A 21,559-nucleotide genomic window follows, 5' to 3' on the forward strand; every position below is an offset into this window, starting at 1 on the left:
GGACGGCTGTCCGGCGTGATGCTCATCATCTGTGCACAACGCCACGTCGGCCGAGCACCAGCACGGCCAGAATCGCGGCGAGGAACGCGCACACGGCGGCTCCGGCGAAGATCGCGTGAACTTGTGAAATGGCCGCGTCGCGGAGCGCGTCCACGAACGGCCGGCAGGAACCGGGCGCGGACGGGCACAACTCGTTGGGCGACGGGATGTCGTCGGCGATCGAGAAGTACCGCCGCAGGCCGATCGCTGTGAGCGCGGATACTCCGACCAGCATGCCGACCATGCGCGCCACCACGACCAGCGCGCTGACCAGACCGTGGGTGTCCGGGGGAGTCGCGCCGAGCATCGCGGTGTTGACCGGCGACAATGCCAGCCCGAACCCGAAGCCGCAGAGCAGCAGTACGACGGTCGCCGGGAAGTGATCGAGTGCGTTCCGCCCCCAGAAGGCCATCACCACGAACATCACCCCGGCCAGCGCCAACCCCGCGCCGGTGATGAGTCCAAGCCCGAAGCGTCTGGTCATCCACCCGCCGACGACCGCGCCGACCGGCAGCGCGACCAGGAACCGCAGTAACACCAGCGCCGCGGCCAACTGCCCACCGCCCTGAGTGGTCCGGGCGAAGACCGGTACGTCGACCAGCGCCGCGATCAACGCACATCCGACCAGGAAGCTGACCACCAGCGAGCCCCAAGCCGGCCGGGCGCCGAGCAGACCCTGCGGCACGATCGCTCGCGCCGTACGGCGCTGCCAGACAGCGAAACCGACCGCGAAGACCGCGGCAGCGACCAGCAGCCACGGACCGGCCGGCGCCATCAGCTCACGCTCGGGATCAGCAGTGGCGAAGGCCAAGACCACTCCGGCCAGTGCCAGAGCAAGCAGCAGGGCCCCGACGAGGTCCACCTGCGACAGCACATCGGTCAGACGACCGCGAGTCCGCCACAACACCAGCGCCAGCCAGAGCAGGGCCAGAACGAGCGTGACCACGCCGATCGGTGTGAGCAGGCGGGATGACCCGGTGAACGGTACGAACGGCAAGCCCAGAGTGACACCAGTAGCGAGTCGCTCAGGCGCGGTGATGGTCAGCCCGAGTGCGATGCAGGCGAGGACTCCGACCGCGGCCGACAGGGGAGGAGGCTTAAGGCCGCGGAGCAGGAGTGTAAGGAGAACGGCGACGGTGAGATTGAGCCAGAAGATGTACCGCCAGTCCGCGACCGCCAGCACTGCCGCACCGAGGAGCGGGCCGAGCACCGCCCCGAGTTCCTGGACCGCACCGACGACGCCGAGGGGGAGTCCACGCCGGTCAGCCGGCCACAGGTCGGCGACCAAGGCGAGCGTCGCGGGCACGAGCCCACCGCCGCCCACGCCCTGAAGAAACCGACCGGTTACCACCAGCGAGAGGTCGTGCGCCCCGGCCGTGATCAGCGATCCGACCGCGAACAGGATCAGCGCACCGACGAGCACCGGCGTACGCCCGACCACGTCGGCGATCCGCCCGATCAGCGGCAGTACGGCGATGTAGCCGAGCAGGAACCCCGAGATGATCGGCGCCGCGCGCTGCAGCTCGTCCACCGACAACCCGACGCCGGCCATCATGTCCGGCAGCGCCAGTACGACGACGTAGGTGTCCGCGGCGGCGAACGCCACCGCGATCGAGGCCAGGGTGAGCCTGGTCTTCGGGCTGCTCACCGGCGCCGCACGGCCGACGGGCGAGTCCTCGCTCACGGCTTGGTGATCTCGACCGTCTCGCCGTACTTGTCCAGGGTGACGTCGTAGCTGCTGGTGGCGCCGTCGTAGAACGGACCGGAGATGGTCGCCGCGACCAGCTGCTTGGTGTCCTTGTCGATCTTGAACGTGCTCGGGAAGTCCTGGCCGGCGGGCGCGTTCGGGAAGATGCCCTGCAGTGACTTGCCTTGGATCGAGCCGGTGATCTCGGTCAGGATCTTGGCGCCGTCCCTGGTCTCGCCCTTGATCTTCGGGTCCTTCACGGTCGGCAGGACCGAGGTCAGGCCCTTCCCCGGGTCGAGCAGGATGGCCGGGTCAGGCGCACCGAGGCCGGCCAGCTGCGACGGCGTCAGCTCGAGGAACCGACCGGTGAGCGGGAGCTTCGCGTAGACCTTGCCGTCCACCGCCACGACGTCCGCGTCGATCGGCGAGCCGGCCGCGCGCACGGTCAGCTTCCCCTTGAATGCCGGCGCGTGAGTCGCGACGCCGTCACCGGACGCCAGCGCCTGCGCGGTCTCCGGCAGGTCCCGGCCGGTCAGCACGATGTGCACGCTGGCCGCGTCGTCGATGGCCTTCTTGGCCGCCGTGAGCATCGCGACCGGGTCGTCGCCGGACTGGCCGCCGCCGTCCCCGGAGTCCTTCTTGTCGCTGCACCCCGTCAGCGCCAGTACCAGCACCGCGCCGAGCGCGACGAGTCTCTTCATGGGGGTCAGCCTGCCATGTAACTAATGCTGTCTGGAGCACACGCAGCAATCGGTTGAGCAACGGGTACGCCGGACCCGTCGCGCCGCGGGTCGATCGGGGGCAGCTCGACCGGAGCACCGCTGCTCGCACTGGCCCGGACCGGAGCCGCCCCGACGAATCCGAGCAGCAGCCCGTCCTCACCCTTGAGCAGCCGCTGGCACCGCACACCACCGGTGCCGCGACCCTTGCCTGGGTACTCGCTGAATGGCGTCACCTTCACCGCGCCGACCTCGGTCCCCGGCAGCGCCGACGACGAGCCGGCGATGGTGACGACCTGCGCGTCACGGCCGGCGTTCACAGCACCGAAGAAGACGACCTTGGCGCCGGCGGCCAGGCGGACGCCTGCCATGCCACCCGCCGTCCGTCCCTGCGGCCGAACCGCGGACGCCGGGAAGTGCAGCAGTTGCGCGTCAGTCGTGATGAAGCACAGCGCCTCGTCGCCGGTGGTCAACTCGACCGCGCCGATCACCTCGTCGCCGTCGTTCAGCCGGATGATCTCCCACGAGTCGCGGTTGCTCAGGTGGTCCGGCACGACCCGCTTCACCACGCCGCCCGTCGTACCCAGGGCGACGCCGATCGAGTCCGGATCCATCGTGGTCAGGGCCATCGCCTTCTCACCTGGCTCCAGGGACACGAACTCCGCCACCGGCGCTCCACCCTGCAGGTTCGGCGCGTTCGCGGTCGTCGGTACGGCGGGCAGGTCCAGCGACTCGAGCCGGATCAGCCGGCCGGCGCTGGTGATCAGGCCGTACTGACCGCGGGCCGTGCTCTTCACCGCGGACACGATCGCGTCGTGCTTGGCCCGGGTGTCGCCGGTCCCGAACGGCTCCACGCCGTTCGTCCGCGCGAGCAGGCCGGTCGAGCTCATCAGGACCCAGCACGGGTCGTCGCTGACCTCGAGCGGCACGGCCGCGGTCTTGGTCGCACCCGACGACTCCAGCAGCACAGTGCGCCGCGGCGTGCCGTACGTCTTTGCGACATCGGCGAGCTCGTCCGAGACCGTCTTCTTCAGCAGCGCCTGGTCCTCGAGGATCGCGGTCAGCCGCTCGATCTCGCGCTCCAGCTCGCCCTTCTCGGTCTCCAGCTCGATCTTGGAGAACTTCGTCAGCCGGCGCAGCGGCATGTCCAGGATGTAGTTCGTCTGTACCTCGGTGAGGTCGTAGATCTCCATCAGCCGGGTCCGGGCAGCGGCCGCGTCGTCGCTGGTCCGGATGATCTGGATGACCTCGTCGATGTCCAGGATCGCGATCAGCAGGCCGTCGACGATGTGCAGCCGGTCCTGCGCCTTCTTCCGGCGGAACTCGCTGCGCCGCCGGGTCACGTCGTACCGGTGGTCGAGGTAGACCTCGAGCAGGGTCTTCAGGCCGAGGGTGCGCGGCTGGCCGTCGACCAGGCAGACGTTGTTGACGTGGAACGCGTCCTCGAGCGGGGTCAGCTTGTAGAGCTGCTCCAGCAGCGCCTCGGGCACGAAGCCGTTCTTGACCTCGATCACCAGCTGGGTGCCGTGGGTACGGTCGGTCAGGTCCTTGACGTCGGCGATGCCCTGCAGCTTCTTGGACTGGACCAGAGTCTTGATCTTCTCGATCACCTTCTCCGGGCCGACCGAGTACGGCAGTTCGGTGACGACGATTCCCTTGCGCCGCGGGGTGACGTTCTCGACCCGGGCGGTGGCGCGCATCTTGAAGCTGCCGCGACCGGTCGCGTACGCGTCCTTGATGCCCTCCAGGCCGACGATCTTGCCGCCGGTGGGCAGGTCCGGGCCGGGGATGAACCGCATCAGGTCGTCGAGGTCGGCGGCCGGAGTCTTGATCAGGTGCCGCAGGGCCTGGATCACCTCGACCAGGTTGTGCGGGGCCATGTTGGTCGCCATCCCGACCGCGATGCCGGAGGCGCCGTTGACCACCAGGTTCGGGAAGGCGGCCGGCAGCACCGACGGCTCTTCCTCCTGGCCGTCGTAGTTCGGTTTGAAGTCGACGACGTCCTCGTCCAGGCCGGTCGTCATCGCCATCGCCGGCGGCGCCATCCGGCACTCGGTGTACCGCATCGCGGCGGGACCGTCGTCGAGGGAACCGAAGTTCCCGTGGCCGTCGATCAGCGGGACCCGCATCGACCACGGCTGCGCGGTCCGGACCAGCGCGTCGTAGATCGCGCCGTCGCCGTGCGGGTGGTACTTACCCATGACCTCACCGACGACGCGGGCGCTCTTCACATGCCCGCGGTCGGGGCGGATGTTGTTCTCCGCCATCGAGAACAGGATCCGCCGCTGGACCGGTTTCAGCCCGTCCCGCGCGTCCGGCAGCGCCCGGGAGTAGATCACCGAGTAGGCGTACTCCAGGTAGCTCGCGCGCATCTCGTCGGAGACATCGACGTCGAGGATGTGCTCCTCGAAGTCCTCGGGCTCGGCGGTGGTGCTGGAACGGCGTGCCATGCGGGTTTTACTGCTCCTCGATCGAACCGGTACGGCGCCGCGACGGTCCGGCGCCGTGCCCATTGTCCCTGGTGAACGGCCTTTTGCCCGGCCACGACCCACCGTTGCGTCGGTCCATCCACCCGATACCGGTCTATTCCACCGCAGCGGATGGCTGCGACCGGCGCAGGATGTACGTCGTCGGGGCCAGAGCGGACCCTACCGCCAGCGTCAGACAAAGTCCGGCGATACCCAGCAGCACACCCCACGGCACGGTCACCGCTACGTCGGCCATCCCCGACGTCATGGCGTGCCGGATCAGTATTCCGACGGTGACAGTGATCGCTGTACCGAGGCTGAGGGCGACCGCGCCGACCAGTGAGGACTCCCACAACACCATCCGGCGGATCTGCGCCGGCGTCGCTCCCAGCAGCCGCGACGTGATGAACTCGTGCCGCCGCTGCAGACTGCCCATCAGCAGCGTGTTGGCGATCGCGATGGCGCTGTAGAACGCCGCCGGCCCGAGCAACATGATCAGCCCGAACTGGTTGCCCTTCCGCACCCCCTCGGCCTGCGCCGCTTCCCAATCGGCAGCCGGTACGGCGCTGTCGACGGTGCCGAGCACGTCGACACCGGGAGCAGGCAGGATGAAGCGTCGCTCGGGCTCCGCGGTCGGAGCGTACTTGTGGGCCAACTCGAGCGGGATCAGGAACGACGGGGTCACGCCGAAGGCGTCCGGGACGATCGCGACGATCCGGAGCTTGGCGGCGGTCTTGTCCAAGAAGGTCACCGGCACCTCGTCGCCGATCTTGTAGTGCTCGAGACTCGACATTTCCTTGCTGATAGCAACAGTGTTCCCGGTGAGTTTGTCCAGGTCACCGGACAGTGGGGTGAGGTTGCGGGTCCGCGCGGCGATCGCGGGGTCGATCCCCTCGGCGTCCTCGAGTTCGGCGGAGTCCTGGTCGATCCGGACGAACTGGAGCGGCACCCCGGCGTCCACCGTGCCCAAACTTGCGTCGAGCTTGGCGTCACCGGTCACCACGATCGGTGCGCGGAGGGAGTCGCGGATCGTCGCCTCGGCGCTGTCGGCGGCGAAGCTGAGGCTGAGCACCATCGACCCGGCGACTGCCGAGATGGCCAGGATCGGCGCGGCCAGCGACGCGCTGCGCCTCGGCGCCGCGACCACATTGCTGCGGGCCAGACTCCCGGACACCCGGGTCCAGGCGGTCAGCGGGAGTGCCCACAGCCGACTGATCCACGGCACGACCAGTGGTGCGAGCAGGGTCAGTGCGATGACCAGGAGCATCGGCGTGAACATCGCCAGCGGCATCACGCCCTCGCCGGTCGACGGACGGATCAGAGTCAGCAGCGTGATCGATCCGGCCATGAACAGCAGCCCGAAGACGATCCGCACCGGCCCGATCCGCGGTGGCTCCAGCGCGGCCTCCCGCAGTGCGTCGATCGGCCCGACCCGTCCAGCTCGGCGGGCCGCGGACCGGGCGCCGAGCATCGCCACGAGCAGTCCGATCCCGACCGCAATCGCCAGTGGCACCCACGGCGAGGCCGGCTCCAGCTTCACCGGCGCCAGTTCGGTGTACGACGCCTTACGCAGCAGCAGGGGAGTCGCCAACTCCGCCAGCACCGCACCGGTCAGCGCGGCCACCAGTGCGACGACGAACGCTTCGCCGAGGATCATCCGCCGTACCTGCCTCGGTGTCGCGCCGACAAGCCGGAGGAGACCGATCTCGCGGCGCCTGGAGGCCACCGCGAAGGCGAACGTGCTGGCGATGACGAAGATCGTGATGAATCCGCTGATCGTCCCGACCATGCTGAGGACGACCTGCAACCCGGAGGTGTCCGCGGCGGAGGTCGGCACCCGGACCTGCGTCGGTGCGGTGTCGTTGCCGCCCAGCGTCGTCACGGTGATGCTGTCGGCGAGCGGGCCGCGGTAGGCGATGGTGGCGGCCGTCGCGGTGGCTGCGAGACCGAGGAGGAAGACTCCGACGGCCAGTGCCACGAACGAACCGGCGTACAGGGAGCGGTGACGGCTGACGGTCTGGCGGCTGAGGTAGAACATCAGCGTTCCAGGTCGCTCATGGCGGCCGCGATCTGGCTCGGCGTACCGCGGTCGAGGTGACCCGCGAGCAGTCCGTCGGACAGGAACAGCACCCGTTCGGCGTACGCCGCGGCGACCGGATCGTGGGTGACGATCACCACCGTCTGCCCGGCCCGGTCGGTTGCCTCGCGCAACAGCCCGAGGATCTGCCGGCTCGTCCCGCTGTCCAGCGCACCGGTCGGTTCGTCGGCGAAGAACACCGACGGCCGGGTGATCAACGCTCGCGCGATCGCGACGCGCTGCTGCTGCCCACCGGACAACTCGGCCGGCCGCCGCTTGGCCTTGCCCTCCAACCCGACCTGCTCGAGCACCCGGTGGACGTCGGCCCGACGCGGGCGGCGACCGGTCAACCGCAGTGGCAGCGCCACGTTGTCGTGCACGGTCAGCGAGGGGAGCAGGTTGTACGCCTGGAAGACGAACCCCATCTCCTCACGCCGCAGCTTGGTGAGCGTGACCTCGTTCAGCCCGTTCAGCTTGGTCCCACCGAGAACGACGGTCCCGCTCGTTGGCTGATCGAGTCCCGCCGCGCACTGCAGCAGCGTCGACTTGCCGGAGCCGGACGGACCCATCACGGCCGTGAACGAACCGCGGGCGAAGTGGTACGTCACGCCTCGCAGCGCATCGACCGCTCCGGCTTTGGACCGGTAGGTCTTGGTGATGCCGTCCAGCAGCAAGGCCGGCGCTTCGGTGGGTACGACGCTCGGGTACGTCGGCGCGGTAGCGGTCATGGTTCCAGCCAACCGGCGGCACACTGTTTGCACCCTGGCCCGTGGAGGAGACCTGAGGTAGCGCGCACGCTACCGCCGGGCGCGCCGTCACGGACCTAGGGTTGGCAGGGTGGACAGATCTGTGCCGACTCGGCCGATGACGCCGTGGGCAGCGCTCGCGTCACCGCGCTACCTGCTGTCGCCCTGGCCGTGGCGCGGCTACGCGTATCTGTTCAGCTCGGTACCGGTCGGTGTGCTGACCTTCGCCATCCTGATCGTTTCCGCCGCCCTCAGCATCGTCCTGAGCCCGATCCTGATCGGAGTCCTGCTGCTGACGTCGTTCCCGCTGATCGGCGTCGCGATCGGCCGGGTCGAGCGGTGGCGTGCCGGACTTGTGCTGGTCGACGGCATCAAGACTCCGCACGCGGCCATGCCCGCGTCGCTGTCGGTGCGGGAGAAGCTGAAGTTCCGCCGTCGCGAGCAGGCCTCGCTGCGGTCGGTCGGCTACGGGTTCGTCCTCGGCGTCCTCGTCTGGCCGGTCAGTGCGGCGGTGGCAGGGCTGAGCGCGACCGTCCTGCTGATCACCCTGGGCGCTCCGATCATCGCCGCCAACGAACAGATGGGGATGGGACCGTGGATCCTGGACTCGGCCCGGGAAGGGCTCATCTTCCTGGTCGCGTTCGGGCCGCCGTTCTTCGTCGTCAGCTCCTATCTGGTCGGTGTGGTCGCGGGAGCGGAGGCGTCGCTGGCGAAGACGATGCTCGGCCCGCGGCAGGACGAGCTGCAGCGGAACCTGGCCGAGTTGCGGCGGTCGCGGCTGGATCTGGTGGACGCGTTCGAGACCGAGCGGGTCCGGATCGAGCGGCATCTGCACGACGGCGTACAGCAGCGGCTCGTAGGGCTCACGATGACGCTTGGACTGGCGGAGCTGGACGTGCCGGAGGGGGAGGGGCGACGGCTGGTGGTGAAGGCGCACGCCGAGGCGGAGGCGGCGTTGGCCGATCTGCGCGAGGCGGTCCGCGGTATCCATCCGCGTGTGCTGGTCGACCACGGGCTGGAGGCCGCCGTACGGGAGGTGGCGGACCGGAGTCCGCTGCCCGTGACCGTGCAGATGGCGTTGCCGTCGCGGTTGCCGTCGCCGATCGAGGCGGCGGCGTACTTCGTTGTCAGCGAGGCGCTCGCGAACGTCGGCAAGCACGCGCAGGCCACGCACTGCGAAGTGGCCGGCTGGGTCGATCGGCGGCAGTTGGTCATCACGATCACCGACGACGGGATCGGCGGCGCGCGGGCCGGCGCCGGGACCGGACTGACTGGGTTGGTGACCCGATTGGACGCGTTGGGAGGCACACTCGTCATCGACAGCCCACCCGGTGGGCCGACGCGACTGAGGATGGAGTGCCCGTGCCGACTCGGCGACTGAGCATCGTGCTGGCCGAAGACTCACTGCTGTTGCGTGAGGGGCTGGCCAGCATCCTCGATCGCGCCGGGCACGAGGTACGAGACACCGTCGGGGACGGGGACACACTGCTGGCCGTCGTACGCAAGGATCCGCCGGACGTGGTGATCACCGATGTCCGGATGCCGCCCGGGCACAGCGACGAAGGGTTGCGAGCCGCCGCGGCGATCCGGGCCGAGCTGCCGTCGATCGGGATCCTCGTGCTGTCGCAGTACGTCGCCGATGCGTACCTGTCGTCGTTGCTCGAGACAACGACCGGCGGGATCGGGTACCTGCTGAAGGACCGGGTCGGGCATGTCGCGGAGTTCCTCGAGTCGCTCGAGCGGGTCGCCGACGGCGGGATGGTGGTCGACCCCGAGGTGGTGCGCCAGCTGCTCGCCCGTCGCCGGAACGACGGGCCGCTGTCGGCACTCACGCCGCGGGAGCTGGAGGTGCTCGCGCTGATGGCCGAGGGCCGGGTGAACGCGTCGATCGCGGAGCAGTTGGTCGTCAGCGAGGCCGCCGTACGCAAGCATGTCGGTAACATCTTCGCGAAGCTGCAGCTCGACGAAGGACTGGACCGGCGCGTTTCCGCCGTACTCACCTATCTGCGCGGTTGAGCGCCGCGAGAGGATTTGGGTATGGACAGTGATATCCGGAAGATTCTCGCGGACTGCCAGACCTGGGCGGTGGTCGGGTTGTCGAACAACACGAGCCGGGCGGCGTACGGCGTGGCGCGGTTCCTGCAGGGGCATGGCAAGCGGATCGTGCCGGTGCATCCCGCGGCCGAGACTGTGCACGGCGAGCAGGGATATGCCACGCTGGCGGACATTCCGTTCCCGGTGGACTGCGTGGATGTGTTCGTCCGGTCCGAGCTGGCCGGTGACATCGCGGACCAGGCGGTGGGAATCAACGCCAAGGCGGTGTGGTTCCAACTCGACGTAGTGGACGATGACGCATACGCCCGGACGACGGCGGCGGGACTCACGATGGTGATGGACCACTGCCCGGCCATCGAGTGGGGGCGCCTCGGTCCGTCCTGACCAACCCAAGGGGCCTGATGTTCTCGATCGACACTTCCACCGACTTCGGCAAGCGGATCGCGCGGCAGCTGGACGACGAAATCGTGGTGTGGCTGACCACCGTCGGCACGACCGGTACGCCGGCGCCGACCCCGGTCTGGTTCCTCTGGCACGACGGCGAGCTGCTGATCAGCAGCCAGCCGGACAAGGCCAAGCTGCGCAACATCGCCGCCCGCCCGCAGGTGGCGCTGAACTTCAACGCCACCCACACCGGGGGAGACGTCGGCGTCATCTCCGGTACGGCGATGATCGACCAGCAGCCGCTCTCCGGCGACGCCCTGGCCGCCTACAACGCGAAGTACGCCGACGACATCGCCGGCCTCGGCATGACCGCCGACGGCTTCCACCAGGACTACTCGGTCCTGATCCGCATCACCCCGGAGAAACTGCGCGGTTTCTGACCCCCGCCACGGCCACCCGCCGCCACCGGCCACCCGCCGCGCCCCCACCCCCGGTGCATTTGAGGGGTTATCCATTCAAGTGGACCCTTCTCGGCTGGAAATACGACGGGAGAAGGGGCACGCCCAGGGGTTATCCGTTCAAACGTACGGGGAGCGGGTGGGCGAGTGGTGCGTAGCCGGGATGGGTAGCCGGGGTGGGGCTAGTTCAGGTAGCCCTCGACGGTGTCGGCGGAGCGGGCCGCGGCGGTGTCCGGGTTCTCGCCGAACTCACGCTTGGCCCGGCGCTGCCGGAGCAGGTCCCAGCACTGGTCGAGCTCGACCTCGAGGGCCCGCAGGCGGGCATGCTCGTCGGCGTCGTTGATCTTCCCACCGGCGTGCTTGGTGCGGAGGTCGTGCTCTTCGGCGACCAGCTCGTCGATCCGGCTGAAGAGGCTCTTGTCATCGGTCATGAGGAAACCGTACGCCCGTCCGGAAGGCGGGCGCGGGCGAGGAGTTCGGTGATGGCCAGGATCGCGATCGACTCGGACGCGATCAGCCCGAGCAGGACCACGAGCTGCAATGCGGCGGCCTCGGCGGGCGACGCGCCGCCGAGCACCATCCCGACGAACGCCCCGGGCAGTGACACCAGCCCGACGGTCCGGGTCTGGTCCAGCGCGGGCAGCAGCGCGTCGCCGGCCACCGGGCCGACCACCAGCTTGAACGCGTCCGGCGGGAGCAGCCCGATCGACAGCCCGGCCTCGAACTCGCCGAACCGCGTCCCGTACTCGCTCAGCATCCGGCGTCCGGCCAGCGTGGTCGCGGTCATCGTGCCGCCGATGATGATGCCGCCCATCGGCAGGATCGTCGCCGGGTTGCGCGGTACGACGCCGGGTCCGATCAGCAGCAGGAGTACGACGAGCGCACCGAGACCGATCGCGGTCCCGCAGTACATCCACTGCTGTGGGATGACGGCGGTCTGATGGAGCCGCCGGGTGCTGGTGAAGGTCGCGACCACGAACATGACCAGCACGAACGCGATCGCCCCGAGCGTGTGCTGCAGAGCGACCCCGACGACCGCGCCGACGGCGGCCAACTGCACGAGGGCGCGCAGGGCGGCGGTGACGATCCCCTTGTCGTGCCGGGTTCCGGCGTACCGGGACGCGGCCACGCCGATCGCGATCAGCAGCGGCAGGACGACGACCGCGGCGAGGCCTAGACCGGTGTCGAGGGACATCCGCCCATTTCAGCACGCACTCCGTCGTCCAGGGGTGCGCTGACTCACCCTTCCTTGAAGTCGGCCTCGTCGTACGTGTGCTCGCCGCCGGACCCGCTCTCCACCTTCGACGCCTCGTCCGCACGCAGCTCGACCCGCCGGATCTTGCCCGGGATCGTCTTCGGCAGCTCGGCGAACTCGATCCGCCGGATCCGCTTGTACGGCGCCAGATGCTCGCGGCAGAACTGCAGGATCTCGCCGGCCAGCTCCCGCGACGGCTGATGCCCGGCCGCCAGTACGACGTACGCCTTCGGCACCGCGAGCCGGACCGGATCCGGCGACGGTACGACGGCCGCCTCGGCCACGGCCGGATGCTCGATCAGCACCGACTCCAGCTCGAACGGCGAGATCCGGTAGTCACTGGCCTTGAACACGTCGTCGGACCGGCCGACGTAGGTGATGTAGCCGTCCTCGTCCCGGCTCGCGACGTCGCCGGTGTGGTAGTAACCGCCGCGCATCACCTCATCGGTGAGCTCACGGGCGTCGCGGTAGCCGCGCATCAGCGGGACCGGCGCGGGCGCCAGTTCGATGGAGATCTCGCCGTCGTCGCCGATCTCGTCGGTGGCCGGGTCGATCAGCGCGATGCTGTAGCCAGGCAGCGGGCGGCCCATCGAGCCGAGCTTGAGCGGCTGACCGGGTGGGTTGCCGATCTGCGCGGTCGTCTCGGTCTGGCCGTACCCGTCCCGGATGGTGATGTCCCACGCCGTGCGGACCTGCTCGATCACCTCGGGGTTGAGCGGCTCGCCCGCGGAGATGCATTCGCGGATCTGCACCTTCACCGCGGACAGGTCGGCCTGGATCAGCATCCGCCACACCGTCGGCGGCGCGCAGAACGTGGTCACGCCATACGTCTGCAGGACTCGCAGCATCTTCTCGGCGTCGAACCGGGTGTAGTTGTACAGGAACACGGTCGCGCCGGCGTTCCACGGCGCGAAGACGTTGCTCCAGGAGTGCTTGGCCCAGCCGGGGGAGGAGACGTTCAGGTGAACGTCCCCGGGCTGGAGACCGATCCAGTACATCGTCGACAGGTGACCGACCGGGTAGCTGACCTGGGTGTGCTCGACCAGCTTCGGCTGGCTCGTCGTACCCGAGGTGAAGTAGAGCAGCAGCGAGTCGTCGGCCGCGGTGTCGACCTCGGGGACCGGTCCGTCGTACGTGGCAGCGTCGTCGTACCGCAGCCAGCCCTCGACCGATGCGCCGACGGCGACGCGGATGCAGTGGTCGGCGATACCGGCGTACCGGCCGGCCTCCGTGCTGCTGGCGACGACGGCCCGAACACTGCCCCGGGTGATCCGGTCGGCCAGGTCGGCGTCGGTGAGTAGCGTGGTGGCGGGGATCATGACAGCGCCGGCCCGGATGCAGCCGAGCATGATCTCCCAGAGCGGGACAGTGTTGCCGAGCACGATCAGCACCCGGTCGCCCGGCTTCAGACCGGCCTCGGTGAGCCACCCGGCGACCTTGCGGGACTGCTCGGCCATCTCGGCGTACGTCCGTGAGTTGACCTCGCCGTCCTCCTCGACGATGGTCAGCGCGGCCACCTCGGGCTGCTCGACCGCCAGCGCGTCGAACCAGTCCCGGGCCCAGTTGAACCGCTCGAACCGTGGCCAATTGAAGTCCCGGTACGCGGTCTCGTAGTCCTCCCGATGCGCCACCAGGAAGTCCCGCGCCGCCCGGAACTCCCGGGTCACGTCCGCCGTGCTCTGCTCACTGCTGTCCGCTGGGCTCATGACCGCACTATTGCCCAACCACTACCGCTCGGTAAACCGTGCCACTCCGGTTCAGCCGAGTGCCAGCACCGCGCCGGTGACGACGAGCGGGGTGAGGATCAGACCGCGCCAGAGGAAGGACCACCAGGTGATGTCGACGCGGGCGGCGTCGCAGCGGGCTCGCCACAGCAGGGTGGCCAGCGATCCCCAGAGGGTGAGCAGGCAGCCGCAGTTGACGCCGATGAGCAGCGCCATCATTCGGTGGGCGTCGCTCGACGCCACGGGCTCCATCGCCAGGTACGCCGGGAGATTGTCGACCAGGTTCGCCCCGAGGGCCGCGGTTGCGCTCAACCGGAGTTCGGACGTGGTCCCGGCGACCCGGTTCAGCAGGTCCTCCAGCCCGTGGTCGGTGAGGAACCCGACGACGGCGAACAACACCACCACGGTGACCACGAGCTTGGCCGGGATCAGCGACCACCGGAGCGTCGACCGGCGCCGTACAGCGAACAGCACGCCCAGCACGACCGCCCCGACGCTCGCCGGTATGGCGACCTCGATCCCGGACACGAACGCCGGCCCGAGCAGCACACACACGCCGGCCGAGCCCCAGAACAGCACCTTGTCGTCAACCTGCGGAGTCGGCGGTACGACGTACGTCCGGCCGAGGTCCCGGTGGAACAGCACCGCGAGCACGGCGACCGTGATCACGATCGCGGCGATCGCGGGCCGCCAACTCACCGACAGGTACTCGACGTCGAGCTTGCGGAACTGATGGAGCGCGAGCAGGTTGGTCAGGTTCGACACCGGGAGTAACAACGAGGCTGTGCCGGCCAACCACACGGTCGTGAACGCGAACAGCTTCGGCGGGACGTCGAGTTGCCGGGCCATCGCGAGCACGACCGGCGTGAGCAGGACCGCGCACGTGTCGAGGGACAGCACGATCGTCAGCCCGGTGGCGAGCACGACCACGAGCAGCCACAGCCGCCAGACCTTGCCCCGGGCCAGATGGGCCGCCTCCCGGGCCGCGACGTCGAACACCTTGGCCTCGTCGGCGAGCTCGGCGATCACGGTGACGGCGATCAGGAACACCAGCACAGGCGCGATTCGCGCGATCAAAATGCACGACCTCCCCCCGGGCTGGTTGAGTAGGCTGACCGGGTGACCCCGCCGGAGCAGGACCCCCACCACCCGGCCGGATACCCCGACGGCTACGAGGCGGACGTCGTACTCCGGGACGGCGCTACGGCGCATCTGCGGCCGATCACTCCGGGTGACGCCGACCTGCTGGTGGCGTTCTACGCCCGCGTGTCCGAACAATCGAAGTATTACCGCTTCTTTGCCCCGTACCCCCAGTTGTCGGACCGGGATGTGGCGCGATTCACGCAGGTCGACTACCACGACCGACTCGCACTCATCGTCACTGTCGGTAGCGAGATGATCGGCGTCGGTCGGTACGAGCGGACCGGCCGGCGGACCGCGGAGGTCGCGTTCCTGATCGAGGACGCGCACCAGGGCCGCGGCCTCGGCCAGTTGTTCCTCGAGCATCTGGCCCAGGCGGCCCGGGAGAACGGCATCCACCGGTTCGTCGCCGAGGTGCTGCCGGACAACCGGAAGATGATCACCGTCTTCGCCGAGGCCGGCTACAAGGTCGCCCGGGAGTTCGAGGACGGCGTGATCGTGGTCGAGTTCGACATCGCGCCGACCGACACCTCGTTCGGCGTGATGCAGGCCCGCGAGCAGCGCTCCGAGGCACTGTCGATCGCGCGGCTGCTGACGCCCAACGCGGTCGCGGTGATCGGTGCGAGCCGGCGCGAGGGCACGATCGGGAACGCACTGCTGCGCAACCTGCGCGACGGCGGATTCCCCGGCCGCCTGTACGCCGTCAACACCGACACCAAGGCCACCGAGATCGAGGGCGTTCCGGCGTACCCGACGATCCGGGACGTGGACGGCACGGTCGACCTCGCGGTGGTCGCCGTACGGGCCGAGTTGGTGGCGGACGTCGTGCTGGACTGTGCCGCCAAGGGCGTGCGCGGGCTGGTCGTGGTGTCGAGCGGATTCGCCGAGATCGGTGGCGAGGGCCGGAAGTTGCAGCGGTACCTGGTCGGCCTGGCCCGGTCCTACGGGATGCGAGTGATCGGGCCGAACGCGCTCGGTCTGATCAACACCGCGCCCGGGGTGTCGCTGAACGCCACGCTGTCACCGTTGATGCCGAGCAAGGGCCGGGTTGCGTTCTTCTGCCAGTCGGGTGCGCTCGGCGTACCGATCCTGGCCGACATGGTCGGCCGTGGTCTGGGGTTGTCGAGCTTCGTCTCGGCCGGCAACCGGGCCGATGTCTCAGGCAACGACCTGATGCAGTTCTGGTACTCCGACGAGGCGACCGAGGTCGTGCTGCTGTACCTGGAGTCGCTGGGCAACCCGCGCAAGTTCAGCCGGGTCGCGCGCCGGCTCGCCCGCCGCAAGCCGGTGATCGCGCTGAAGTCCGGTCGCGCCACCCAAGGTGTGCCGCTGGGCCAGATGGTCCGGCGCAGTCAGTTGCCGGCCGCCACGATCGAATCGCTGTTCCGGCAGAGCGGGCTGATCGGCGTCGACACCACCGGCGAGCTGTTCGACGTCGCCCAGCTGCTGGCGCACCAGCCGTTGCCGAAGGGTCGCCGGGTCGCGATCGTCAGCAACTCCGACGCCCTCACTCTGCTCGCGCTCGACACGATGGCGGGTTGTGGGCTGGACGTGGCGGGGGAGCCGCGCAACCTCAGCGCGGACGCGACCGCCGAGGACTTCGGGGTGGCGCTGTCGGAGGTGTTCGACGACGAGCGGGTGGACTCGGTCGTGGTGATCTACACGCCGCCGGTGCAGTCCAACGGCGCCGAGGTCGCACAGGTTCTCGCGGCTGCCGCGGCCGGATCGGACAAGCCCGTGGTCTCCACCTTCCTCGCCTCGCGCAGCGTGCCCGAAGCGCTTCGCGTCCCGGATGACCACGGCGGTGCGGCCCGCGGTTCGATCCCGTCGTTCCTCAATCCGCAGTACGCCGTGGGTGCGCTGGCGAAGGCGACGCAGTACGGCGAATGGCGGCGGCGGTCGGACAGCCGGATCCCGGACCTGCCGGACGTGGACACTCCGGGGGCCGAGGACTTCGTCGCCGAGTTCCTGCAGCGGCATCCGAGTGGCGCCGACCTGGACGATGCGGACCGGCAGCGGCTGCTCAGCTTCTACGGGATCAACGTGCTGCCGGCGTTCCCGGTCCTGAGCGCGGACGAGGCGGTGGCGCGCGCGGAGGATCTCGGGTTCGAGGTGATCCTGAAGGCGACCGCGGAGCAGTGGCGGATGCGGCCGGACCTGGCCGACATCTGGCGCCATATCCACGACGAGGACGACATGCGCGCGGCTTGGGCGGAGATGACCGAGAGCTTCGGCGTCGCCGCCGATCCGGGCCGGGCCCAGTTCGTCGTCCAGAAGATGGCGCCGCCCGGCGTACCCGTGGTCATCTCCGCGCTCGAGGACGTGTCGTTCGGACCGGTCGTCACGTTCGGCCTGTCGGGCGTCGCGACCGACCTGCTCGGCGACCGCTCGTACCGGATGCCGCCACTGACGACGCGGGACGCCGCGGAGATGGTCCGCGAGGTCCGCGCGGCGCCACTGCTGTACGGCTACCGCGGTTCCGACCCGGTCGACATCGCCGCGATCGAGAGCCTGCTGCACCGGGTGTCCCGGCTGACCCTCGACCTGGAGGAGGTCGTGCGCCTGGACCTGCGGTCGGTCCTGGCCGCCGCCGAGGGCGCCACGGTCCTGGACACCACGATCCGCATCGCCCCGAACGAGAAGCCCCGCCAGGACGCCCCGGCCCGCCGCCTGACCTGATCAGGTCCGCGTATAGATGCTGTCCGTGCGGCTGAGCAGGCGCGCGTCGACCAGTCCGCGGCGGAGTGCGGCGTGGTCCGGGTGCCAGCGGTTCAGGACTTCGTTGACCTCGGCCTCCGGGTAGCTGCGCCCCGGCTCGAAGCTCGCCACGAGGTGCTCCAGCACGATCCGGAACTTCTCCGGGAACGTCGGGAAGTGGGTCAGTCGGCCGTCGCGGATGAACGACTTCAGTACGGCGTCCCGCTCCGGATCGGGATCGAGCGGCACCCACTCCGGACGGCTCCCGCGGACGGCGTCCTTGAAGGCCGCCTCGTCGGCCTGCAGACGATCGCCGTCGGCCGTGACCAGACCGCCTTTGAACAACCGCTGCAGCGCTTTGACGACGACGGGCTGGGCCAGTCCGGTGCTCCCGGCAACCTCATCCGCGGTGGTGGCGCCGAGGACGACGGCGGAGTACGTCCGCAGCCTCGACGGTTCGGCCAGCAGTCCACAGAGTTGGTCGGCGTTCATGCGTTCCACGCTAATGTCGGCCGCAACCCGATTTCACCACCGTGTCGACCGGCCCCGTGACAGGATCTGGGTCATGCAGCCTGGTCCGCACAATGCGATCACCGATGTCCCTGGAGTTCTCGTCGGACAGGTCGAGCGCCTCGACGCGCCGTACCTGTCCGGTACGACGGTCGTCCACGTGCCGGGTACGGCGGTGGCCGGTGTCGACGTCCGCGGCGGCGCACCCGGCACGCGCGAGACCGACCTGCTCGACCCGGTGAACTCGAACGCAGGCGTGAACGCGATCGTCCTGACCGGCGGCAGCGCCTACGGCCTCGACACGGCCGGCAGCGTGATGCGCTGGCTGGAGGAACGCGGCGAAGGCGTGCGGGTCGGGCTGGGCGACAACGAGGTGGTCCCGATCGTCCCGACCGCGGTGATCTTCGACCTCGGCCGCGGCGGCGACTTCCGCGCGCGGCCCGAACCGTCCTGGGGTGCCGATGCGATCGCCGCCGCGACTGACGGACCGGTTGCCCTGGGCAACCATGGCGCCGGTGCGGGCGCACGAGCCCGGTCGCTCAAGGGCGGCGTCGGCTCGGCCAGCGTCCGGCTCGACGACGGTACGACGGTCGGCGTGCTGGTGATCGTGAACGCGGCCGGCTCGACCGTCGACGCCGACGGCAACCTGTACGGCGCCCGCTACGGCATCGGCACCGAGTTCACTCACCTGCGGACGCCGACCGAGGCACCACCGCCGGCCGCACCCGGACGCAACCTGATCCCCGGTCCGCCGATGAACACGGTGATCGCAGTGGTGGCGACCGACGTACCGCTGGAGAAGGCCGCGGCGAAGCGGATGGCGATGGTGGCGCACGACGGACTGGCTCGGGCACTCGATCCGATCCACACGCTGGTCGACGGCGACAGCATCTTCGCCCTGTCGACCCGCATCCCTGACGACGACCGACCGCGATTGAGCGTGACCGACCCGACTGCACTCGGGCAGCTCGAGACGGTCTTCGCGGCCGGGTCGCGCACGTTGTCCCGGGCGATCGTGCACGCGATGCTCAACGCCCAGACCGTCGACACCCCGGCCGGCGCCATCCCCAGCTACCGCGACGCCTATCCGTCAGCCTTCCGGACCGAGTGACGTACGACTCCAGTACTACGTAGCGCTCAAGAAGGACACCGGAAGGCGACGGCAAGACCGGTCCGCGGGCCGACGAAGTCCGCAGCCGTCCGCGAAAGGCTCTGGGGTATGAGCTTCCAGAGTCCCCAACCCACGCAGCCACAAATCGTCCTCAGCGGCCAAGGCCTGGTCAAGTACTACGGAGAGGTCGTCGGACTGGCCGGTGTCGACGTCGCCGTACGGTCCGGCGAAGCCCTCGCTGTCATGGGCCCCAGCGGCAACGGCAAGACCACACTGCTGCACGTGCTGGCAGGCATCCTCACGCCGGACCAGGGTGAGGTGTGGCTGGGCGGCGAGCGGGTCGACCAGCTGAACGACGCCGCCCGGACTGTGCTCCGCCGCCGTCGGCTCGGGTTCGTCTTCCAGGACAACCAACTGCTGGCCGAGCTGCCCGCCGACGAGAACGTGGCGCTGCCGCTGATGGTGGACGGCGTGAGCCGACGCGAGGCGGTCGGCCGGGCGCGCACGATGCTCGCCCAGGTCGGACTGGCCGCGGAGGTGGGCCGCCGTCCGGGTGAGCTCTCCGGTGGTCAGGCGCAGCGCGTCGCCATCGCGCGGGCGCTGGTCGGTGAGCCGCAGGCGGTGTTCGCCGACGAGCCCACCGGTGCACTGGACGCGGCGACCGGTGCGCAGGTCATCGACCTGCTGGTCGGTGCCGCCACGTATCGCGGTGCCGCGGTGGTCGTCGTCACGCACGACAACGCCGTTGCCGCGCGCTGCCACCGCGTGCTGCGGATCGTCGACGGCCGGGTGAGCGAGTCGCTGGGGGCGAACCGATGAACCCGATGACCGATCTCGGCCTGCGGTTCGTCCGGCGACCGGGTCCTGGCGGCCGGGCAGCCAACCTCGCAGCCCTGGGCGCGACCGCTGTCGTGGCACTGCTGGTCACCTTCCTGATCGCAGGCTCTCTCGGCCTGGCCCACCGCTCCGACCGGATCGGTTGGCGGAGCGCGGATCGCGCGGACCCGGCGACCGCGATCGGCGCCATCGACCAGACCGACCGCGAGCGGGTCGACGGCCACCCGATGATCCGCCTCGATCTCGCCACGCTGCATCAGAACGAACTCCGGCCGCCACCCGGTCTCGACCACACGCCCAACGCGGGCGAGGTCTTCGTCTCGCCCGCGGTCGCCAAGCACTGGTCCAGCCTCAGCAAGCAGTACGGCGTCGCGCAGCCGACTGGAGTGATCAGCGACAAGGGACTGTCCTCGCCGGAGGAGTTGATCGTCATCCGTGGCGTCGCCTCGATCAGTCCGGACGAGCACCCGCAGTACGTGAGCAGCTGGAACGACGACGTGATGGACAGCCGGATGGTCGGACTGCTGATCGCCGTGGCGTTCGGCATCATCCTGGTGCTGTTCCCGATCCTCAGCCTGGTCGGCCAGGCAGCCGGCGTCGCCGCCAAACGCCGCGAGCACCGCCTGGCCGCACTGCGCCTGGCCGGAGCTACCAGGATTCAGGTGCTGTGGCTGAGCGCTGTCGAGCAGGCCGTGCTCGGTCTGGCCGGTGCTGTCATCGGGCTGGTCGGCTACACCGTTCTGACTCCGCTCATCGCGCGTATTCCACTGGGTGGCGGGCGCTGGTATGTCCACGACATCACTGCGAGCTGGTGGAACGTGCTGATCGTGCTGGCCGCCGTACCTGTCCTGTCGGTCGTCAGCGCGCTGATCGGTCTCGGCCGGGTCAGCATCACCCCGCTGGGCGTCGTACGCGGTCAGACTCGTAAGGCGACCAGTGCGCTGCGGCTGGGGTTGCTGGCGATCGGTCCGATCATTCTGGCCGCCTATGGCATGCAGGCGGCCGTCGTACCGCTGCTGATCGGCATCGGGTTCGCCGCGCTCGCAGTGCGGGTGATGGGGCCGTGGGCGGTGCAGTTGATCGGCAAGACGCTGGCGAACCTGGCCAACGGCCCGGTGGCGCTATTGGCGGGCCGTCGGCTCGTCGACGACCCGAAGGGTGCGTTCCGCCCGGTGGCTGCGCTCGTGCTGAGCGGCTTCGTCACTGGATTCATCTCGGTGTTCATGCCGTCCGGCGATGACGACCCGTCTTTCCAGGACATGCGGATCGGCGTGGCGCTCCTGCTGGCGCTAGTCTTCCTGACCGTGGCCGCCTCGACGGCCGCAGGTGCGGTCGGTACGGCGCTCGACCAGGCGACACCCGCACGCGCACTGCGCCGGTCCGGAGTGCCACTGCGAGTCATCGAGCGGTCGTCGCGGCTGGCAGCCCTCATACCCGTGATCGGAGTCGGGCTGCCGGTCGTCGGCTTCGGTGCATTGTGCGGACTGGCGCTCAGCGGTGGGAAGGTCATCACCGAGGGCAGTTCAGGCCTGTTCCTGCTGATCGGGCAGGTCGTGGTCGGACTGGTCCTGGTCGCGGTCGCCGGAACCGCCGGGGCACCGGTCCTGCGGAAGGCAAGTGCGAACTGATCGCGGTTGTCCACAAGGGGCGAT

The 21,559-nt window shown here is 69.5% G+C and carries 18 protein-coding genes; 8 read left to right on the forward strand and 10 right to left on the reverse strand.

Annotated elements, in window-relative coordinates:
• Positions 1-25: 25 nt before the first annotated feature.
• The 5 genes from E0H75_RS22910 to E0H75_RS22930 all read right to left on the reverse strand — a co-directional run bounded on the left by E0H75_RS22910 (position 26) and on the right by E0H75_RS22930 (position 7,718).
• Positions 26-1,723 carry an MFS transporter gene (locus E0H75_RS22910; protein WP_238163212.1) on the reverse strand — a complete coding sequence of 566 codons (1,698 nt, stop codon included), beginning with the start codon at positions 1,721-1,723 and terminating at the stop codon, positions 26-28.
• Positions 1,720-2,427, reverse strand: coding sequence for an LppX_LprAFG lipoprotein (locus tag E0H75_RS22915; protein WP_131515688.1), 708 nt, complete (start codon positions 2,425-2,427; stop codon positions 1,720-1,722). Before E0H75_RS22915 ends, E0H75_RS22910 begins: the two co-directional genes overlap by 4 nt.
• A 5-nt stretch (positions 2,428-2,432) precedes the next feature.
• Positions 2,433-4,895: a DNA gyrase/topoisomerase IV subunit A gene (locus E0H75_RS22920; protein ID WP_131515689.1), complete on the reverse strand. Its 2,463-nt coding sequence runs from the start codon at positions 4,893-4,895 to the stop codon at positions 2,433-2,435.
• Between the two features lie 133 nt (positions 4,896-5,028).
• Positions 5,029-6,951 carry an FtsX-like permease family protein gene (locus tag E0H75_RS22925; protein ID WP_131515690.1) on the reverse strand — a complete coding sequence of 641 codons (1,923 nt, stop codon included), beginning with the start codon at positions 6,949-6,951 and terminating at the stop codon, positions 5,029-5,031.
• Positions 6,951-7,718, reverse strand: a complete 768-nt coding sequence (locus tag E0H75_RS22930) for an ABC transporter ATP-binding protein (RefSeq protein WP_131515691.1) — start codon at positions 7,716-7,718, stop codon at positions 6,951-6,953. Before E0H75_RS22930 ends, E0H75_RS22925 begins: the two co-directional genes overlap by 1 nt.
• Positions 7,719-7,827: 109 nt before the next feature.
• Here E0H75_RS22930 and E0H75_RS22935 point away from each other — a divergent pair, with 109 nt between their 5' ends.
• From E0H75_RS22935 to E0H75_RS22950, 4 genes are read left to right on the forward strand one after another with little or no spacing between them, the layout of a single operon-like run.
• Complete coding sequence (locus tag E0H75_RS22935) at positions 7,828-9,117, forward strand: sensor histidine kinase (RefSeq protein WP_238163213.1); 1,290 nt, start codon at positions 7,828-7,830, stop codon at positions 9,115-9,117.
• Positions 9,099-9,752, forward strand: coding sequence for a response regulator transcription factor (locus E0H75_RS22940; protein WP_131515692.1), 654 nt, complete (start codon positions 9,099-9,101; stop codon positions 9,750-9,752). Before E0H75_RS22935 ends, E0H75_RS22940 begins: the two co-directional genes overlap by 19 nt.
• A 21-nt stretch (positions 9,753-9,773) precedes the next feature.
• Positions 9,774-10,175, forward strand: a complete 402-nt coding sequence (locus E0H75_RS22945; RefSeq protein WP_202873128.1) for a CoA-binding protein — start codon at positions 9,774-9,776, stop codon at positions 10,173-10,175.
• A 17-nt stretch (positions 10,176-10,192) separates the two neighbouring features.
• Complete coding sequence (locus E0H75_RS22950) at positions 10,193-10,615, forward strand: TIGR03667 family PPOX class F420-dependent oxidoreductase (RefSeq protein WP_131515694.1); 423 nt, start codon at positions 10,193-10,195, stop codon at positions 10,613-10,615.
• Positions 10,616-10,815: 200 nt separating this feature from the next.
• Here the strand turns inward: E0H75_RS22950 and E0H75_RS22955 are convergent, their stop codons facing one another.
• Genes E0H75_RS22955 through E0H75_RS22970 form a run of 4 tightly spaced genes read right to left on the reverse strand, consistent with a single transcriptional unit; the run spans position 10,816 to position 14,689 of the window.
• Positions 10,816-11,064, reverse strand: coding sequence for a DUF2630 family protein (locus tag E0H75_RS22955; RefSeq protein WP_131515695.1), 249 nt, complete (start codon positions 11,062-11,064; stop codon positions 10,816-10,818).
• Entirely contained in the window at positions 11,061-11,828 is a 768-nt protein-coding gene (locus E0H75_RS22960) for an ABC transporter permease (RefSeq protein WP_131515696.1), read from the reverse strand. Before E0H75_RS22960 ends, E0H75_RS22955 begins: the two co-directional genes overlap by 4 nt.
• A 44-nt stretch (positions 11,829-11,872) precedes the next feature.
• A complete protein-coding gene (locus E0H75_RS22965) occupies positions 11,873-13,594 on the reverse strand; it encodes an AMP-binding protein (protein WP_131515697.1) in 1,722 nt (573 codons plus the stop codon).
• Positions 13,595-13,645: 51 nt separating this feature from the next.
• The gene (locus E0H75_RS22970; protein ID WP_238163214.1) at positions 13,646-14,689 is read right to left on the reverse strand and encodes an ArsB/NhaD family transporter; all 1,044 of its coding nucleotides are present in this window, start codon (positions 14,687-14,689) and stop codon (positions 13,646-13,648) included.
• A 42-nt stretch (positions 14,690-14,731) separates the two neighbouring features.
• Between E0H75_RS22970 and E0H75_RS22975 the strand changes: the two genes are divergently transcribed.
• Positions 14,732-17,431, forward strand: a complete 2,700-nt coding sequence (locus E0H75_RS22975; protein WP_131515699.1) for a bifunctional acetate--CoA ligase family protein/GNAT family N-acetyltransferase — start codon at positions 14,732-14,734, stop codon at positions 17,429-17,431.
• Here the strand turns inward: E0H75_RS22975 and E0H75_RS22980 are convergent, their stop codons facing one another.
• Positions 17,432-17,941 carry a DUF2087 domain-containing protein gene (locus E0H75_RS22980; protein WP_131515700.1) on the reverse strand — a complete coding sequence of 170 codons (510 nt, stop codon included), beginning with the start codon at positions 17,939-17,941 and terminating at the stop codon, positions 17,432-17,434.
• A gap of 73 nt (positions 17,942-18,014) precedes the next feature.
• Between E0H75_RS22980 and E0H75_RS22985 the strand changes: the two genes are divergently transcribed.
• The 3 genes from E0H75_RS22985 to E0H75_RS22995 all read left to right on the forward strand — a co-directional run bounded on the left by E0H75_RS22985 (position 18,015) and on the right by E0H75_RS22995 (position 21,535).
• Positions 18,015-19,070, forward strand: a complete 1,056-nt coding sequence (locus tag E0H75_RS22985) for a P1 family peptidase (RefSeq protein ID WP_131515701.1) — start codon at positions 18,015-18,017, stop codon at positions 19,068-19,070.
• A gap of 108 nt (positions 19,071-19,178) precedes the next feature.
• Complete coding sequence (locus E0H75_RS22990) at positions 19,179-19,889, forward strand: ABC transporter ATP-binding protein (protein WP_131515702.1); 711 nt, start codon at positions 19,179-19,181, stop codon at positions 19,887-19,889.
• Positions 19,886-21,535: an FtsX-like permease family protein gene (locus E0H75_RS22995; RefSeq protein ID WP_131515703.1), complete on the forward strand. Its 1,650-nt coding sequence runs from the start codon at positions 19,886-19,888 to the stop codon at positions 21,533-21,535. Before E0H75_RS22990 ends, E0H75_RS22995 begins: the two co-directional genes overlap by 4 nt.
• Positions 21,536-21,559: the final 24 nt, after the last annotated feature.

This window comes from Kribbella capetownensis (assembly GCF_004331485.1).
Lineage (GTDB): Bacteria > Actinomycetota > Actinomycetes > Propionibacteriales > Kribbellaceae > Kribbella > Kribbella capetownensis.

Bases quoted from the DNA above. Each gene is read 5' to 3' on its own strand.
- E0H75_RS22915 (WP_131515688.1), bottom strand. From the start codon at position 2,427: ATGAAGAGACTCGTCGCGCTCGGCGCGGTGCTGGTACTGGCGCTGACG.
- E0H75_RS22920 (WP_131515689.1), bottom strand. From the start codon at position 4,895: ATGGCACGCCGTTCCAGCACCACCGCCGAGCCCGAGGACTTCGAGGAG.
- E0H75_RS22925 (WP_131515690.1), bottom strand. From the start codon at position 6,951: ATGTTCTACCTCAGCCGCCAGACCGTCAGCCGTCACCGCTCCCTGTAC.
- E0H75_RS22930 (WP_131515691.1), bottom strand. From the start codon at position 7,718: ATGACCGCTACCGCGCCGACGTACCCGAGCGTCGTACCCACCGAAGCG.
- E0H75_RS22945 (WP_202873128.1), top strand. From the start codon at position 9,774: ATGGACAGTGATATCCGGAAGATTCTCGCGGACTGCCAGACCTGGGCG.
- E0H75_RS22950 (WP_131515694.1), top strand. From the start codon at position 10,193: ATGTTCTCGATCGACACTTCCACCGACTTCGGCAAGCGGATCGCGCGG.
- E0H75_RS22955 (WP_131515695.1), bottom strand. From the start codon at position 11,064: ATGACCGATGACAAGAGCCTCTTCAGCCGGATCGACGAGCTGGTCGCC.
- E0H75_RS22960 (WP_131515696.1), bottom strand. From the start codon at position 11,828: ATGTCCCTCGACACCGGTCTAGGCCTCGCCGCGGTCGTCGTCCTGCCG.
- E0H75_RS22965 (WP_131515697.1), bottom strand. From the start codon at position 13,594: ATGAGCCCAGCGGACAGCAGTGAGCAGAGCACGGCGGACGTGACCCGG.
- E0H75_RS22980 (WP_131515700.1), bottom strand. From the start codon at position 17,941: ATGAACGCCGACCAACTCTGTGGACTGCTGGCCGAACCGTCGAGGCTG.
- E0H75_RS22985 (WP_131515701.1), top strand. From the start codon at position 18,015: ATGCAGCCTGGTCCGCACAATGCGATCACCGATGTCCCTGGAGTTCTC.
- E0H75_RS22990 (WP_131515702.1), top strand. From the start codon at position 19,179: ATGAGCTTCCAGAGTCCCCAACCCACGCAGCCACAAATCGTCCTCAGC.
- E0H75_RS22995 (WP_131515703.1), top strand. From the start codon at position 19,886: ATGAACCCGATGACCGATCTCGGCCTGCGGTTCGTCCGGCGACCGGGT.